Genomic DNA, 13,829 nt, shown 5'->3' on the forward strand with positions numbered 1-13,829 from the left:
CGCCGCGCCGGAGCGGCGATCTCCCCGCGTAGGCTCGTTCGGGTGAGAGTGACGGTGCTTGTCGGCGGCGTCGGCGGAGCCAGGTTCCTGCTCGGGGTGAAGGCGGCGCTGGGGCTGCCCGCGGTCGGCCCGGGAGAGTCGGAACACGAGATCACGGCTGTCGTGAACGTCGGCGACGACGTCTGGATGCACGGCCTGCGCATCTGTCCCGACCTGGACACATGCATGTACACACTCGGTGGCGGCATCGACCCGGACCGCGGCTGGGGCCGCGCAGGGGAGACGTGGGCCGTACGCGACGAGCTGGCCGCCTACGACGCGGATCCCTCGTGGTTCGGTCTGGGCGACCGTGACATCGCCACCCATTTGGTGCGCACCCGAATGCTGCGGGCCGGCTACCCGCTCTCGGACGTCGCCGCGGCGCTGTGTCACCGCTGGCGGCCCGGCGTCACGCTGCTCCCGGCCACCGACGACCGCGTGGAGACGCACGTGGTGATCGACGACCCGGAGACCAGCCCCCAGGCGCGCAAGGCGATTCACTTCCAGGAGTGGTGGGTGCGCCACAAGGCCGAACCGCATGCCCACGGCTTCGCCTCGGTGGGCGCGGAGCAGGCGAGCGTGCTGCCCGCCGCCCGCGACGCGATCCTGGGCGCCGACGCCGTGCTCCTCGCTCCGTCGAACCCCGTGGTGAGCATCGGTGCCGTGCTCGACGTCCCGGGCGTCCGCGACGCCCTGCGCGACACGCAAGCGAAGATCGTCGGGCTCTCGCCGATCATCGGCGGCAGGCCGCTGCGCGGGATGGCCGATGCGTGCCTCACCGCGATCGGCGTGGAGACCACCGCGGACGCGGTCGGGCGCCACTACGGTGGTCGCGGCGAGGGCGGCCTGCTCGACGGCTGGCTCGTGCACACCGGCGACACCGCCGATGTGCCGGGAGCCGAGGTGCGATCGATCCCGCTGCTCATGACCGACGTCGACGCCACCGCGGAGATGGCTCGGCGCGCCCTGGAATTGGCGGGTGCCGCAGTTGGCTGAGCTGCCGGTCGACCACGCCGCTCCCGACGCCATCACCGTCCTGCCCGTCCGTGGGCTCCCGGAGTTCCGGCCCGGCGACAACCTGGGTGCGGCCCTCGCGGCCGCGGCGCCCTGGATCGTCGACGGGGACGTCGTCGTGGTGACGTCGAAGGTCTTCTCCAAGGTCGAGGGCCGACTCGTCCCCTCGCCCACCGATCCCGAGGCGCGCGACGCGCTGCGCCGGGAGCTCGTGGACGCCGAGACCGAGCGGGTGCTCGCGCGGCGGGGGCGCACCCTGATCGTCGCCGGGAAGCTCGGGATCGTGCAGGCCGCCGCCGGCATCGACGGTTCCAACGTGCGGCGCGACGAGCTCGCGCTCCTGCCGGCCGACCCCGACAGCAGCGCCGTCCAGCTACGCGCCGAGCTGCTCCGATTGCTCGGCGTCGATGTGGCGGTGGTGGTGACCGACACGATGGGCCGTAGCTGGCGGGTCGGGCAGACCGACGTCGCGATCGGCACCGCGGGTCTCGAGGCGGTGCACCGTTACGCGGGGGCGTCCGACTCCGAGGGCAACGAGCTGCTGGTCACCGAGGTCGCGATCGCCGACGAGGTGGCCGGCGCGGCCGACCTCGTGAAGGGCAAGCTGGGTGGCCTGCCGGTGGCCGTGGTGCGCGGGATGCGGCCGGTGGACGACGGATCCACCGCCCGTGACCTCGTGCGGCCGCTCGACGAGGACATGTTCTACCTCGGCACCGCGGAAGCGATCGCCCAGGGCAGGCGGGAGGCGGTGTTGCTGCGCCGCAGCACCCGCGACTTCTCCGACGAGCCCGTCGACGAGGCCGCGCTGCGCCGGGCCGTCGGGGTGGCCCTCACCGCGCCGGCGCCGCACCACAGCACCCCGTTCCGGTTCGCCTGGGTGCGCACCCCCGCCCGCCGCGCCGCTCTGCTGGACGCGATGGCGGCGCGGTGGCATGAGCACCTGCAAGCCGACGGGCGCCCGGCCGACGAGGTCGAGCGCCGCATGCGCCGTGGCGACCTGCTGCGCCGAGCGCCCGAACTCGTTCTGGCTTTCCGCACCGGCGAAGGCATGCACACCTACCCCGACGACGCCCGCCGCATCGGCGAACGCACGATGTTCACGGTGGCGGGAGGGGCGGCCGTGCAGTCGTTCCTGGTGGCGCTGGCCGCCGAGGGGCTGGCGTCGTGCTGGGTCGGATCCACGATCTTCGCCCCCGACGTCGTGCGCACTGCGCTGGATCTTCCGGCCGACTGGCAGCCACTCGGTGCGGTCGCCGTCGGCATGCCGCTAGAGCCGTCGGCCCCACGGCCGCCGCGCGACCCTGACGCCGGACTGGTCGAGTGGTAGCGGCGGCCACGGCCGCCGCGGAGCTACGCGCCTGGGCGCCCGCGCAGGAGGCGCAGCGCGCGCTCCAGCACGCCCTGCTCGCGTTCCTCGCCGCACGACCCGACGATGCGTGCTCGCGGTCGTGCGTGCCGGGGCACCTGACGGCCTCGGCGCTGGCTCTGGACGCCGACGGCGAGCGGACGCTGCTCACCCTGCACCCGCGGGTCGGACGGTGGCTGCAGCTCGGAGGTCACTGCGAGGACGGCGACGCCTCGCTGCGGGACGCGGCGCTGCGGGAGGCGACCGAGGAGTCGGGCATCGAGGGGCTCCGTATCGACGAGGAGCCACTGCACGTGGACGTCCACCCGGTCACCTGCTCGCTCGGCGTGCCGACGCACCACCTCGACGTCCGGTACCTCGTGCGTGCGCCCGCCGGCGCGGTGGCCCGTATCAGCGCCGAGTCCGACGACCTGCGCTGGTGGCCGATCGATGCGCTGCCCGACAGCGCCGACACCGTGGCGACGATGGTCGCCCTCGCCCGCGAGCGTCGCACGGCGGTGGGCTGAGCGAGCCCGCTCCTGCCCTGGTCAGCGCCAGAACAGCAGCTGGTCGTAGCCGTCGGCCGCGAGGCTGAAGTCGCCTCCGACCGCGGAGTAGACCGCACCGCCGACCTCGAAGAACAGTTGTGACACCCCGGGTACGCCGATGATCAGAAGGAACAGCACGATCGGCGCCCACGGGCGAACCTGAGCCGCCAGCCGCCGCGCGGGCATGGACAGGAACGGCTCGAGTACCCCGAACCCGTCGAGACCGGGAATCGGGAGGATGTTCAGGACGAACGCGAGTACTTGGATCAAGGCGAGACAGGACAGGCCCACCGCGAGTCCGTAGCTCATCGGCGCCAGTGCGACGGCGGCGGTGAGTAACGCTCCGATCACGAGATTTATCGCGGGGCCCGCAAGTGACACCAAGCTCCGCATCGCGCGGGAGCGGATCGCGCCTTGCTCGATCCACACCGCGCCTCCCGGTAGCGGAATACCACCCAGCAGGAGGAAGACGATTGGGAGGACGAAGGACAGTCCGACATCCGTGTAGCGGCGGATGTCGAGCGTCAGATACCCCTTGTGGCGCACCGAGAGGTCGCCGCCGCGGTAGGCGACGTACGCGTGCCCGAACTCGTGCAGGCACAACGACACCGCCCAGCCACCCAGCACCAGCAGCACGACACCGGCGGTGAGCAGCACGGACGTTCCGGAGATCAGGATCTGCGGAGTACCGATCACAGTCAGTACAGCGCCCCCGATCGTCACGGCCAGGAGGAGTAGGAACCACGGGCTGACCGTCTTCGATACGTGGCGCACCGGACCATTGTGCTGATCGGACGACCGACCGGGTGGACTGCATCACCCGGACGGCAGCTTCAGCTTGCCAAGGCCGGACTAACAGCGCTGTACTTACATCGCTGTTATTCAGGGGTGGGGGACCGACGGATCCCCGCGGGCAGCCATTCGCCGGGGTGCGGGGAGGTAGGCGAGTGAACGTGATCACAGCCACGATGGAGCTGGTCGGGACTACGGCGGGTGTGCCGTTCCCGGCTCTCGATCCGTTCGGAGAGGCGGTTGTAACTCTCGGCGAGGAGGAGGCCGAGGAGCAGGATTGGCAAGAGCGCGCTCTCTGCGCACAGACCGATCCGGAGGCGTTCTTCCCCGAGAAGGGCGGCTCCACACGAGAGGCCAAGCGGATCTGCTCGGGATGCGAGGTGCGGGCCGAGTGCCTGGACTACGCCCTCGCCCACGACGAGCGTTTCGGGATCTGGGGCGGTCTCTCCGAGCGTGAGCGGCGCCGGTTGCGCCGCGCAGCTGTCTAAGCCCCACACGGTCCCCGGCCTCGTCGGACCGGAGAAGCCGCCCTGAGCACCCCGAACAGCATCGCCGGCGCAGCAGCCGTCCGTGCGCCGGATCCGTCACCGAGGTGACACGGAGCCGGGTGGGGTAGTCGATCGGCCGGCAGCTCCGGGCGAGCGCCGGGCACCGGGTCGGACACCGGCGGGGTCGCTGCCCAGGGGGAGGGGCAGCCCCCGCCGGCTCAGTTTCGAAGATCGATAAGAACTGCGGGAAGTTCGGGCACGTTCCCGGAGCAGGTGCCGCGAAGTCGTTTCTTGATCATTGTTTGTGGAGTCTTTGCGTTGTGCGGGCGTTCGTCCCGAAATGACGATCACCGCGCGGCGCTACTCGGCGCCGCCGTCCACCGCGTCGGGCTCGATGTTCAGGTACTCCGCCACCTGCTCCACGAGCACCTCGTGGAGCAGATCGGCCAGGTCCGCTCCGCCACGGGCCCGCGCCTCCAGGGGGCGCCGGTAGAGCACGATCCGCGCTCGCGACGGGAGGCCCTCGGGGTCGACGCCGGCCGGAACCAGCTGGGCGAGCGGCACCCCGACGTCGGACAGCACACCCTGCCCCCAGACCACCTCGTCGGGGGACGTCACATCGACCTCCGGTACCTCGTCCACAGCGAGGTCGAGCTCGGCGAGCTCGGTGCCCCAGCGCAGCTCGATCGGTTCGAGCGCCTCCAGCACCAATGCGTCGAACTTCTCGGCCCGGGTGCGTGAGGCCGGGGTGGTGGCCGGGTACATCAGCCCACGCAACCCACGCCCTCGTCGGTCCCGCCGGCGGGGTGAGCGGCGCAGCGTGCGGCGCGCTGTGGTCACCCGCGCGATCCTACGGCTCCGGGCGCCTGCCGCCATCGACGTCCGCGCGTCGCGGTGGGATCAAGGACCGTCGAAGCGCTATCGTCAGAGGCGTGCTGAGTGTGCGGCGGTGTTCGCGGACCGGGTGCACCGAGCTCGCGGTGGCCACGCTCACCTACGTCTACGCCGATTCCACGGCGGTCGTGGGACCGTTGGCCACCCAGGCGGAGCCACATTCATACGATTTGTGTACGAAGCATGCGCACCGCCTAACCGCGCCGCGCGGCTGGGAGGTTGTGCGGTTCGAGGGCGAGTTCGCCCCGCCGCAGCCCAGCAACGACGACCTCACGGCGCTGGCCGAGGCCGTGCGAGAGGCCGGCAGGGTAGACCGGCCGGTCGACGCCGTTCCCACCACGGGCACCGGGCGGCGCGGCCATCTGCGCGTACTCCCCGGACCGGTGGACGACTGACGCGCCCGGGCGACTGCCTGCGCCCCTCGCGCAGAGCCCGCTAGGGTCTCCCTCCGTGGCAGCTGACCTGTCGGCCATCGTGAAGGCCTACGACATCCGCGGCGTTGTCGGTGACCAGCTCGACGGCACGACCGTCCGGGACATCGGCGCCGCCATGGCGTCCCTCATGCGTGCGGAAGGCGCGAGCGGTGTCGTGATCGGCCACGACATGCGTGCGAGCTCCCCCGAGTTGGTGGCCGCGTTCGCCGAGGGTGTGACGGCACAGGGTCTGGACGTCGTCTCCATCGGCCTGGCCAGCACCGACATGCTCTACTTCGCCTCCGGCACGCTCGGCCTGCCGGGCGCGATGTTCACCGCAAGCCACAACCCGGCCAGATACAACGGCATCAAGCTGTGCCGCGCCGGTGCTGTGCCGATCGGCCAGGACACCGGGCTCGCCGCCATCCGGCAGGCCGTCGAGGCCGGGGTGCCGGCCGGCCCAGGGGGCGGCAGCATCACCGAGCGCGACGACCTGCTCGTCGGGTACGCGGAGTACCTGCGCGGGCTCGTCGATCTGTCGGGCAGTCGCCGGCTGCGGGTCGTGGTCGACGCCGGCAACGGAATGGGCGGTTTCACGGTGCCCGCCGTGCTGGCGCCGCTGCCCTTCGACGTGGTGCCGATGTACTTCGAGCTCGACGGCACCTTCCCCAACCACGAGGCCAACCCGCTCGACCCGGCCAACCTCGTGGACCTGCAGAAGCGGGTTGTGGAGGAGGGGGCCGACATCGGGCTCGCCTTCGACGGCGACGCCGACCGCTGCTTCGTGGTCGACGAGCTCGGCGATCCCGTCAGCCCGAGCGCCATCACGGGGCTGGTGGCCGTCCGCGAGCTCGCCAAGGCGCCGGGCGCCGCAGTGATCCACAACCTCATCACGTCCCGGGCCGTGCCCGAGCTCGTGGCCGAGCACGGGGGCCGGGCGGTCCGTACCCGCGTGGGCCATTCGTTCATCAAGCAGACGATGGCGGAGACCGGTGCGGTGTTCGGTGGGGAGCACTCGGCCCACTACTACTTCCGCGACTTCTGGAACGCCGACTCCGGCATGCTCGCCGCACTGCACGTCCTGGCCGCGCTGGGCGAGGACGAGCGCCCGATCTCGCAGCTGATGTCGGCCTACGAGCGGTACGCCGCGTCCGGTGAGGTCAACTCCACGGTCGCCGACCAGGGCGCGAGCATCGCCGCCATCAAGGAGCGTTACTCCGATCGGGACGGCGTCGAGTTCGACGAGCTCGACGGACTCACCGTCGCACTTCCCGACGGTTCCTGGTTCAACCTGCGCGCTTCCAACACCGAGCCGTTGCTGCGGCTCAACGTCGAGGCGGCCGACGCCGTCGCCGTCGCCGTCCTGCGTGACGAGGTCCTCTCGGTCATCCGCGCATAGCGAGCTCCTCCGGGGGCACAAAATGGCTGTCGGATGGACCCGGCGCTCCGCGCTTCGCCCTGGCAGCATCGCGGGGTACGGATCTGCCCGCGGAGCCGTCCCGCAGAGAAAGAGGAAGACCGTGGCCGTAGAGCTCGACCCCCAGCTGATGGACATCCTGGCCTGCCCGTCCGACGACCACGCGCCGTTGCGGGCAGGCACTCCCAGTGACCCCTCCGCCGACGTGCTCACCTGCACGTCGTGCGGCCGGGGTTTCCCGGTGGTCGACGGCGTGCCGGTACTGCTGCTCGACGAGGCGATCCTGCCGGCCGACCCCCCTGATTCCGGCGTGGTCGGCGTGTGACGGTGCTCGACGACATCCTGCTCGCCGATCCGCGGGCGCTCACGGCTCTCGACACGGGGGGCGTGCTGCGCGGTGCCGCCACGGCGGGCGCACAGGTCCGGTCAGCGGCGCAGGGGGCGGCCGACGCCAGGGTCGGCGACCTCGCCGGCGCGCGTCCGCGGGCGCTGGTGCTCGTGCGCAGACCGGGTGCCTCCGGCCCGGCGGCAGGGCTGCTCACCGCGGTGCTCGGCCCGTCGTCCCCGGTCCCGGTCGTCGTGGTGGACACCGTGCCGTCCTGGATCGGACCGCTCGACGTGGTGATCGCCCACACGGCCGACGCGAACGACGTGGAGCTCGCCGACGGGGTGGCGTTCGCCGTGCGCCGGGGTGCGGAGGTCGTGCTCTCGGCGCCCACCGACGGCCCGGTCGCCTCGGCCGGAGCGGGCCGCGCCCGGCTGGTCGAGCAGCGCATCCCCGTTCCTCCGGGACTCGACCTTCCGCGGGCACTGGCCGTCGGGCTCGTGGTGGTGAGTTCGCTCGAACTGCTCTCCAGCCCGCTGGACCCAGGTCTCGACGTGCTGGCCGACCAGCTCGACACCGAGGCGGAACGCAACCAGCCGGCCCATGAGCCGTTCATGAACCCCGCGAAGTCGCTCGCACTGCGTCTCGCCGACCGCACTCCGCTGTTGTGGGGCACCGACCCGCTCGGCGCGGCTGCGGCCGTCCACGCGGCAGGCGCACTGGCCACGCACGCCGGTGTGGTGGCCCACGCCGACGAGGTCGGCCGGGCCGCCACCGCCACCGGCCTGCTCCGCGCGATCGACCACGCGGCCAGAGAGTCGGATGTGTTCCACGACCCGTTCGACGACCCGGACGGTGGCGCGGAGGCACCCCCGCCGCGACTGGTGCTGCTCGCCACCGGCGAGGAGGACCCTGGCCAGGTGACGCTCCGCCGTGCTGGCCGCATGTGGCAGTCGGCCGACGTGGTGCACCCGGTGGACGAGATCGCCCGCGGCGTGCCGCACGCACCGTTGTTGAGGGCAGGCCTCCTCGCGTCGCGTTTCGACGTGGCAGCGGTGTACCTCGGGCTGGCCACCCGCTCGATCGATCCGGGGCACCTTTCCACCGGTGCCGGACGTGAGGAGAGCTGACGAGACCGTGGAGCTGCTGGACAACCCGGTACGGGCCTATGCGTGGGGCTCACGAACGGTGATCGCCGAGCTGCTTGGCCAGGAAGTGCCGTCTCCACATCCGCAGGCCGAGCTCTGGTTCGGCGCGCATCCGGCCGATCCATCGCGGCTGGTGCACGAGGACGGCTCGCACACGTCCCTCCTCGACGCCCTCCGCGCCGACCCGGAGCGCCTACTCGGCACGGACCGCAGCGGTCACTGGGACGCCACGCTGCCGTTCCTGCTCAAGGTGCTCGCGGCCGACGAACCGCTCTCCCTTCAGGCGCACCCGAGCATCGAGCAGGCGCGCACGGGCTTCGCGCACGAGGACGCCGCCGGCATCCCGCGCGACGCCGCCGACCGCAACTACCGGGACGCCAACCACAAGCCCGAGCTCATCTGTGCGCTCACCGAGTTCCACGCTCTCGTCGGGTTCCGCACGCCGGAGGCCACGGTGCGGTTGCTCCGCGAGCTCGAGGTTCCGGAGCTGGCAGGGCACGCCGAGCTGCTCGCCGCGCAGCCCGACCAGGACGGCCTCCGGGCGCTGTTCACCACGTGGATCACCCTGCCCCAGTCGATGCTCGACACGCTGGTCCCAGCGCTACAGGACGGCTGTATCCGGCTGGCAGGCAGCGGGGGCGAGTTCCACGTCGAGGCACGCACGGTGCTCGAGCTCTCGGAGCGCTACCCGGGGGACGCCGGTGTGCTGGCCGCGCTGCTGCTCAACCGCGTCACGCTGGCGCCGGGCGAGGCGCTGTACCTGCCCGCCGGGAACCTGCACGCCTACCTGTCCGGCGCCGGGATCGAACTGATGGCCAACTCCGACAACGTCCTGCGCGGCGGCCTCACGCCCAAGCACGTGGACGTGCCTGAGCTGCTCCGGGTGCTCGACTTCGCGGCCGAGCCGCCGCCGGTGCTCACGGGCGAGCCCGACGGCGGGTGGATCCGCTACGACACTCCCGCGAAGGAGTTCCTCCTGCGCCGCCTGGCCGACGGGGACGGTGGCGCGGTGGTGGCGGTGCCCGACGGCGGTCCGCGGATTCTGCTGTGCACAGCGGGTTCGGCCTGCGTGCGTGCCGCCGGCACGGAGCTGAAGATCACCCGCGGTGGGTCGCTGTGGGTCGCGGCCCACGAGACGGCGGTGTCCGTGCAGCCACTCGTGGAGGGCACCCAGCTCTTCCTGGCGAGCGACGGCCTGGGCTAGGAGTGCACGGCGCTGCCGTAGGTCAGCCTGCGCAGCAGGGCCTCTGCGGGACCTGGCCGGCCGAGGCGGTGCAGCAGGTCGGCGGCCACCACGGTGAGCACCCACACCGCGAGCCCGACCGCGACAGCGCCGGCCACCCCGAGCTCGCCACCGAGGTCGGCCAGATACGGCTCGAACAGCACCAGCCAGAAGACGGACTGCGCCAGGTAGCAGCTCATCGAGCGCTGTCCACAGGCACGCAGAGCGGTGACGATGCGCCCGTCGCGACGGGGCTGCCGGGCCGTCCGGCCGAGTCGGGCGGCCACAACGCCGATCAGGGCGGCGTACCCCAGCCCGCCCGCGTACCCGGTGGCGGTGTGCAGCGCCCCGGCGGCGAGGAGGAGCCCGCCCGTCGACTGCAACTGTCCCGTCGTCACCAGCACCTGGGGTAGCGCACCGACCACCGCGACCGCGATGCCGACTCCGGCGATACGGCTCAGCAGCCGCCTGTGTCGCTCGGGCTCGTCGAGCAGGTGGCGCCGGGCGGCCCATACGCCGACGAGCACGGGGCCCGCCGCCATCACGGCGTTCAGGGGCGTGAGCACCGGAAACGTCGCCATGCGGATGGCCGCGGAGAGCAACGGGTCGACCGGTGCTCCTGCTGAGTCGGGGAAGGGCAGGGTCAGCACCGCGCCGTAGACCAGGGCACCCACCGCACCGGCTACGCACGCGACGGTGAGCAGTAGTTCGTCCCGCCACCGCAAGGCACCGACCAGGCACACGGCGAGCAGCCCGTATGCGGCAAGGATGTCGCCGGGGAACAGCAGCAGGACGTGGGCGAACCCGAAGAGCACCAGCCAGCCGCCCCGGCGGCGCAGCACGCTGCGTGCCTGCTCCCACCCGCCGCCTGCCGTCTGCCGGCGCAGGATGTGCACCATCCCGAAGCCGAACAGGGCGGCGAACATCGGGTAGCCCCTGCTGTCCACGAACAACGTCAGCGCCGTCTGCGCCGCCGCGTCCACGGCGTTCGTCAGTGGCCCACCGCCGCGCGCCAGCACCTGCGCGTGCGCCAGTGCGATCAACGCCAGCATCGCCCCGCGGCCGAGATCGGGAGCGAGCGCCCGAGCCCCAGGAGTGGTCGGCGGTAGCGATCCGGGTGTCGTCATTCGAACTCCCCCTCTTTAAGCTACGGATCCGTAGCTTATGGCGGAAAGATAAGCTACGGATCCGTAGCTGGGCAAGGGTGATCGCGAGGGGACGATGGGCGGGCGGACGCGCAGGCGGGGGGACGCGCTGCTCGCAGTCGTCCACCAGGCCGTGCTCGACGAGCTCGACGAGGTCGGCCTCGGGCGGTTGACCATGGAGGGGATCGCCCGTCGCGCCGAGACGGCGAAGACCTCGCTGTACCGGCGCTGGCCGAGCCCCGAGGAACTGTTGCTGGACGCGATCGCGGCCGCCTATCCGGTCGAGACGCCCTCGCCTGCGGCCGACGATCTGCGCGGCGATCTGATCCGCGCCCTCGAGCTGATGATCGAGTGGTCACGCCATCCCACGGCGCGTGCCGTCCAGGCCGTCCTCGCCGAGCGCCACCGCCACCCCGAGCTCGTCGACGCCCTCTACTCCCGCGTGTTCGAACCGGCCGGTCGCCGATTCACCGCCACCGTGCTGCATCATTACGCCGAGGTCGGGCAGCTCGATCCCGGCCTGATCACGCCCGTGGTGGAGGACATCGGCGAGGCATTGGTGATGAAGCACGCGATCGACACCGGGGAAGAACCGACGCCCCAGCGCCTCGCCGAAATCGTCGACCAGGCGATCCTGCCCGCGGTTCATGAGTGTCCGACAAGACGCTAGGGTCCGGGCCGCATCGGGCCGTGGGTCGAGGAGAGTGCAGTGGCAGCGAGTGGTGGAACCCGGGCGATCGTGGCGGCTCTGCTCGCCAACGCGGGAATCGCGATCGCCAAGTTCATCGGCTTCCTGGTCACAGGGTCGTCCTCCATGCTGGCCGAGGCTGTGCACTCGGTCGCCGACACGTCCAACCAGGGTTTGCTGCTGCTAGGTGGCCGCACCGCGCGGCGCGCAGCCACCCCGGAGCATCCGTTCGGGTACGGCCGCGACCGGTACTTCTACTCCTTCGTCGTGGCACTGCTGCTCTTCACGCTGGGCTCGGTGTTCGCCCTCTACGAGGGCATCCACAAGCTGGAGTCGCACGAGCCCCTGACGTCGCCGCTGGTCGCCGTCGCGATCCTGGTCGTCGCGATCGGTCTGGAGTCGTTCTCGTTCCGCACCGCGATCCACGAGTCCCGGCCCCTCAAGGGCTCGGGTACGTGGTGGCAGTTCATCCGCCAGTCGAAGGTGCCCGAGCTGCCCGTCGTGCTGCTCGAGGACCTCGGCGCGCTCGTCGGTCTGGTGCTCGCCCTTCTCGGTGTCGGGCTCACCGTGCTCACGGGCAACTCGGTGTTCGATGCGCTCGGCACCATCTGCATCGGCGTGCTGCTCGGTGTCATCGCCATCATCCTGATCATCGAGATGAAGAGCCTGCTCGTCGGGGAGGGCGCCACCCAGCCGGTGCTCGCGAAGATCGTCTCGGCGCTCGAGGCAGGTGGTGTCGAGCGCGTCATCCACATCAAGACCCAGTACCTCGGGCCCGAGGAGATGCTCGTCGCCGCGAAGATCGCGCTGCCCCCGGGCCTGCCCCTCGAGCAGGTCGCCCGCAGCATCGACGAGGCCGAGAAGCGCATCCGGGAAGCGGTGCCGGAGGCCCGGGTCATCTACCTCGAACCGGACCTCGACCGCACTCCTGTGGCGAGCTGACCGGAGCGGCGCCGGGCGAGCGTCCGCGGCGCCGACTCGGCCGCGACGAGCGCCAGCACGATCCACAGGACGATCGACACGCGGATCGCGTTCGCCGGGTGGTCGGCGAGGCTCATCACCGCGAAACCGGCCAGCCCCGCCCCGGCGGCAACGGCCGTGGCCGACCCCGCGAGCGCGGCCCGGCGGGTGACGATCACTGCGCCCACGGTGATCGCCAGCACGGCCACGAGTCCGGGTACGCCGGCCTCGACAGCCCAGTTGAGCCAGAGGTTGTGCGCGTGCTGGAACGCCTCGTCACCGGCGATCGCCGCGTCGAGCAGCGCGCCCGCGCGGCCCGGCCCTACGCCCAGCGGGTGCTGTGCCACCAGCCCGACCGCGGCCGTCCAGACGTCGGCGCGCACCCCGACGGAGAGCGCGGTGGCCAGCAGGAGCAGGCCTGCCGCGGCCGCGACCACGCCACCCACCCCGAGGAGGACGACGACCATCTTGCTTGGCCGGCGCCTCCCGCCGACCGGGAGAGCGCGACCGTGGCCGCGCCGGAGCACGACGAACACGACGGCTCCGACGACTGCGGCGACGATGCCGCCCCGGGAGGCCGTCAGCAGCACGGCCGCGTACCCGACCACCACGAGCGCCGTACCCACCAGCCGGGACGCCCGGTCGGCGAGCTGGGCCGCGCCCGCTGCGGCCACGGGCAGGAGCAGCACCAGGAACGCCGCCAGCAGGTTCGGGTTGGAGAAGGTGCCGACCGCGCGGATCACGGCGTCCGGACCACAGACGTCGGCCGAGCCGTCGATGGCGCCGCGGCAGAACCCCGTGGCTGTTCCGGCGGCCGCCTGCCTGGCCGCGACGGTGCCTGCCACGGCCACCCCGACGAGCGCCAGCAGGCCGAGGGCAGGGCCGGCGTCGGGAACGGACCGGCGAACGCCGACCACCAGGTAGTACGCCGCCACCGCGGTGAGCACCCCGCGCCACGCGGCCCACGGCTGCCCGGCCAGCACGGTTCCCAGGGCCGCGGCCAGCAGGAGCGCGCCGATCGCCGGATCCAGCGGGGTTCGCCACTGCCCGGGACGCACCCCCGCGACTGCGGCGGCGACGAGCCCGGCGCCCAGTACGAGCCGGACGGGGGTCAGTACCCATACCACCGGTTCGTCGGGCAGCAGGTCCGCCGTGGCCTCCAGCAGCACGGCGGCCAGGCACAGCACCGCGACCGTTCTCCCTGCTGTGACCCGCGCTTCTCTGGTTCGATCCACGCGAACCGTCATCAACGGGGTGGTACTCGAATCCGACACAGATGCGCTCACGGTGCGGTTTCTCCCGCATGCGCATGTCGGTTCCACTGCGGCAGCGTGGCGCCCACGAGTCGTTCGTGTGATCTCCTCGACAGGGCGTGGCTGCCAGCAGTGTTT

Annotated in this window: 15 protein-coding genes; 11 read left to right on the forward strand and 4 right to left on the reverse strand. The window is 71.9% G+C overall.

The window, feature by feature from the left end; translation table 11 throughout:
* The first annotated feature begins 42 nt into the window (after positions 1–42).
* The 3 genes from cofD to ABD743_RS34050 are packed head-to-tail and all read left to right on the forward strand — an operon-like array spanning position 43 to position 2,925.
* Positions 43–1,035 (forward strand): 2-phospho-L-lactate transferase, encoded by a 993-nt coding sequence (cofD, locus tag ABD743_RS34040; RefSeq protein ID WP_344727142.1) that lies wholly within the window; start codon positions 43–45, stop codon positions 1,033–1,035.
* Complete coding sequence (locus ABD743_RS34045; RefSeq protein ID WP_344727693.1) at positions 1,028–2,380, forward strand: coenzyme F420-0:L-glutamate ligase; 1,353 nt, start codon at positions 1,028–1,030, stop codon at positions 2,378–2,380. The genes cofD and ABD743_RS34045 overlap by 8 nt, the downstream gene beginning before the upstream one ends.
* The gene (locus ABD743_RS34050; RefSeq protein WP_344727144.1) at positions 2,374–2,925 is read left to right on the forward strand and encodes an NUDIX hydrolase; all 552 of its coding nucleotides are present in this window, start codon (positions 2,374–2,376) and stop codon (positions 2,923–2,925) included. The genes ABD743_RS34045 and ABD743_RS34050 overlap by 7 nt, the downstream gene beginning before the upstream one ends.
* 21 nt (positions 2,926–2,946) lie before the next feature.
* Here ABD743_RS34050 and ABD743_RS34055 read toward each other — a convergent pair whose 3' ends face one another.
* A complete protein-coding gene (locus ABD743_RS34055) occupies positions 2,947–3,720 on the reverse strand; it encodes a site-2 protease family protein (protein ID WP_344727146.1) in 774 nt (257 codons plus the stop codon).
* Between the two features lie 173 nt (positions 3,721–3,893).
* Between ABD743_RS34055 and ABD743_RS34060 the strand changes: the two genes are divergently transcribed.
* Positions 3,894–4,226, forward strand: a complete 333-nt coding sequence (locus ABD743_RS34060) for a WhiB family transcriptional regulator (RefSeq protein WP_344727148.1) — start codon at positions 3,894–3,896, stop codon at positions 4,224–4,226.
* Positions 4,227–4,586: 360 nt separating this feature from the next.
* Here ABD743_RS34060 and ABD743_RS34065 read toward each other — a convergent pair whose 3' ends face one another.
* Positions 4,587–5,066 (reverse strand): metallopeptidase family protein, encoded by a 480-nt coding sequence (locus ABD743_RS34065; RefSeq protein ID WP_344727150.1) that lies wholly within the window; start codon positions 5,064–5,066, stop codon positions 4,587–4,589.
* Between the two features lie 101 nt (positions 5,067–5,167).
* Between ABD743_RS34065 and ABD743_RS34070 the strand changes: the two genes are divergently transcribed.
* From ABD743_RS34070 to manA, 5 genes are all read left to right on the forward strand, one after another.
* Complete coding sequence (locus tag ABD743_RS34070; protein ID WP_379659187.1) at positions 5,168–5,515, forward strand: DUF3499 domain-containing protein; 348 nt, start codon at positions 5,168–5,170, stop codon at positions 5,513–5,515.
* Between the two features lie 55 nt (positions 5,516–5,570).
* Positions 5,571–6,932 carry a phosphomannomutase/phosphoglucomutase gene (locus ABD743_RS34075; RefSeq protein ID WP_344727154.1) on the forward strand — a complete coding sequence of 454 codons (1,362 nt, stop codon included), beginning with the start codon at positions 5,571–5,573 and terminating at the stop codon, positions 6,930–6,932.
* A gap of 121 nt (positions 6,933–7,053) precedes the next feature.
* The gene (locus ABD743_RS34080; RefSeq protein WP_344727156.1) at positions 7,054–7,275 is read left to right on the forward strand and encodes a Trm112 family protein; all 222 of its coding nucleotides are present in this window, start codon (positions 7,054–7,056) and stop codon (positions 7,273–7,275) included.
* Positions 7,272–8,405, forward strand: coding sequence for an SIS domain-containing protein (locus tag ABD743_RS34085; protein WP_344727158.1), 1,134 nt, complete (start codon positions 7,272–7,274; stop codon positions 8,403–8,405). The genes ABD743_RS34080 and ABD743_RS34085 overlap by 4 nt, the downstream gene beginning before the upstream one ends.
* Before the next feature lie 7 nt (positions 8,406–8,412).
* Positions 8,413–9,627, forward strand: a complete 1,215-nt coding sequence (manA, locus tag ABD743_RS34090) for a mannose-6-phosphate isomerase, class I (RefSeq protein WP_344727694.1) — start codon at positions 8,413–8,415, stop codon at positions 9,625–9,627.
* On the opposite strand, the gene ABD743_RS34095 is transcribed toward manA, so the two are convergent.
* A complete protein-coding gene (locus tag ABD743_RS34095) occupies positions 9,624–10,772 on the reverse strand; it encodes a DUF418 domain-containing protein (RefSeq protein WP_344727160.1) in 1,149 nt (382 codons plus the stop codon). The genes manA and ABD743_RS34095 overlap by 4 nt on opposite strands.
* A 94-nt stretch (positions 10,773–10,866) precedes the next feature.
* On the opposite strand from ABD743_RS34095, the gene ABD743_RS34100 reads away from it, so the two are divergent.
* Positions 10,867–11,460, forward strand: a complete 594-nt coding sequence (locus ABD743_RS34100; protein ID WP_344727162.1) for a TetR/AcrR family transcriptional regulator — start codon at positions 10,867–10,869, stop codon at positions 11,458–11,460.
* 39 nt (positions 11,461–11,499) lie between these two features.
* Complete coding sequence (locus ABD743_RS34105) at positions 11,500–12,420, forward strand: cation diffusion facilitator family transporter (RefSeq protein WP_344727164.1); 921 nt, start codon at positions 11,500–11,502, stop codon at positions 12,418–12,420.
* Here the strand turns inward: ABD743_RS34105 and ABD743_RS34110 are convergent.
* On the reverse strand, positions 12,378–13,673 hold the full coding sequence (locus tag ABD743_RS34110) for an O-antigen ligase family protein (protein WP_344727166.1): 1,296 nt from the start codon (positions 13,671–13,673) through the stop codon (positions 12,378–12,380). The two genes, ABD743_RS34105 and ABD743_RS34110, sit on opposite strands and share 43 nt — an antisense overlap.
* Positions 13,674–13,829 lie beyond the last annotated feature (156 nt).

The sequence above is a fragment of the Pseudonocardia yunnanensis genome, from assembly GCF_039534065.1.
Taxonomy (GTDB): domain Bacteria; phylum Actinomycetota; class Actinomycetes; order Mycobacteriales; family Pseudonocardiaceae; genus Pseudonocardia; species Pseudonocardia yunnanensis.

Excerpts from the sequence above, each read along its gene's own strand:
- ABD743_RS34095 (WP_344727160.1), bottom strand. The coding sequence starts at position 10,772 with ATGACGACACCCGGATCGCTACCGCCGACCACTCCTGGGGCTCGGGCG.
- ABD743_RS34100 (WP_344727162.1), top strand. The coding sequence starts at position 10,867 with ATGGGCGGGCGGACGCGCAGGCGGGGGGACGCGCTGCTCGCAGTCGTC.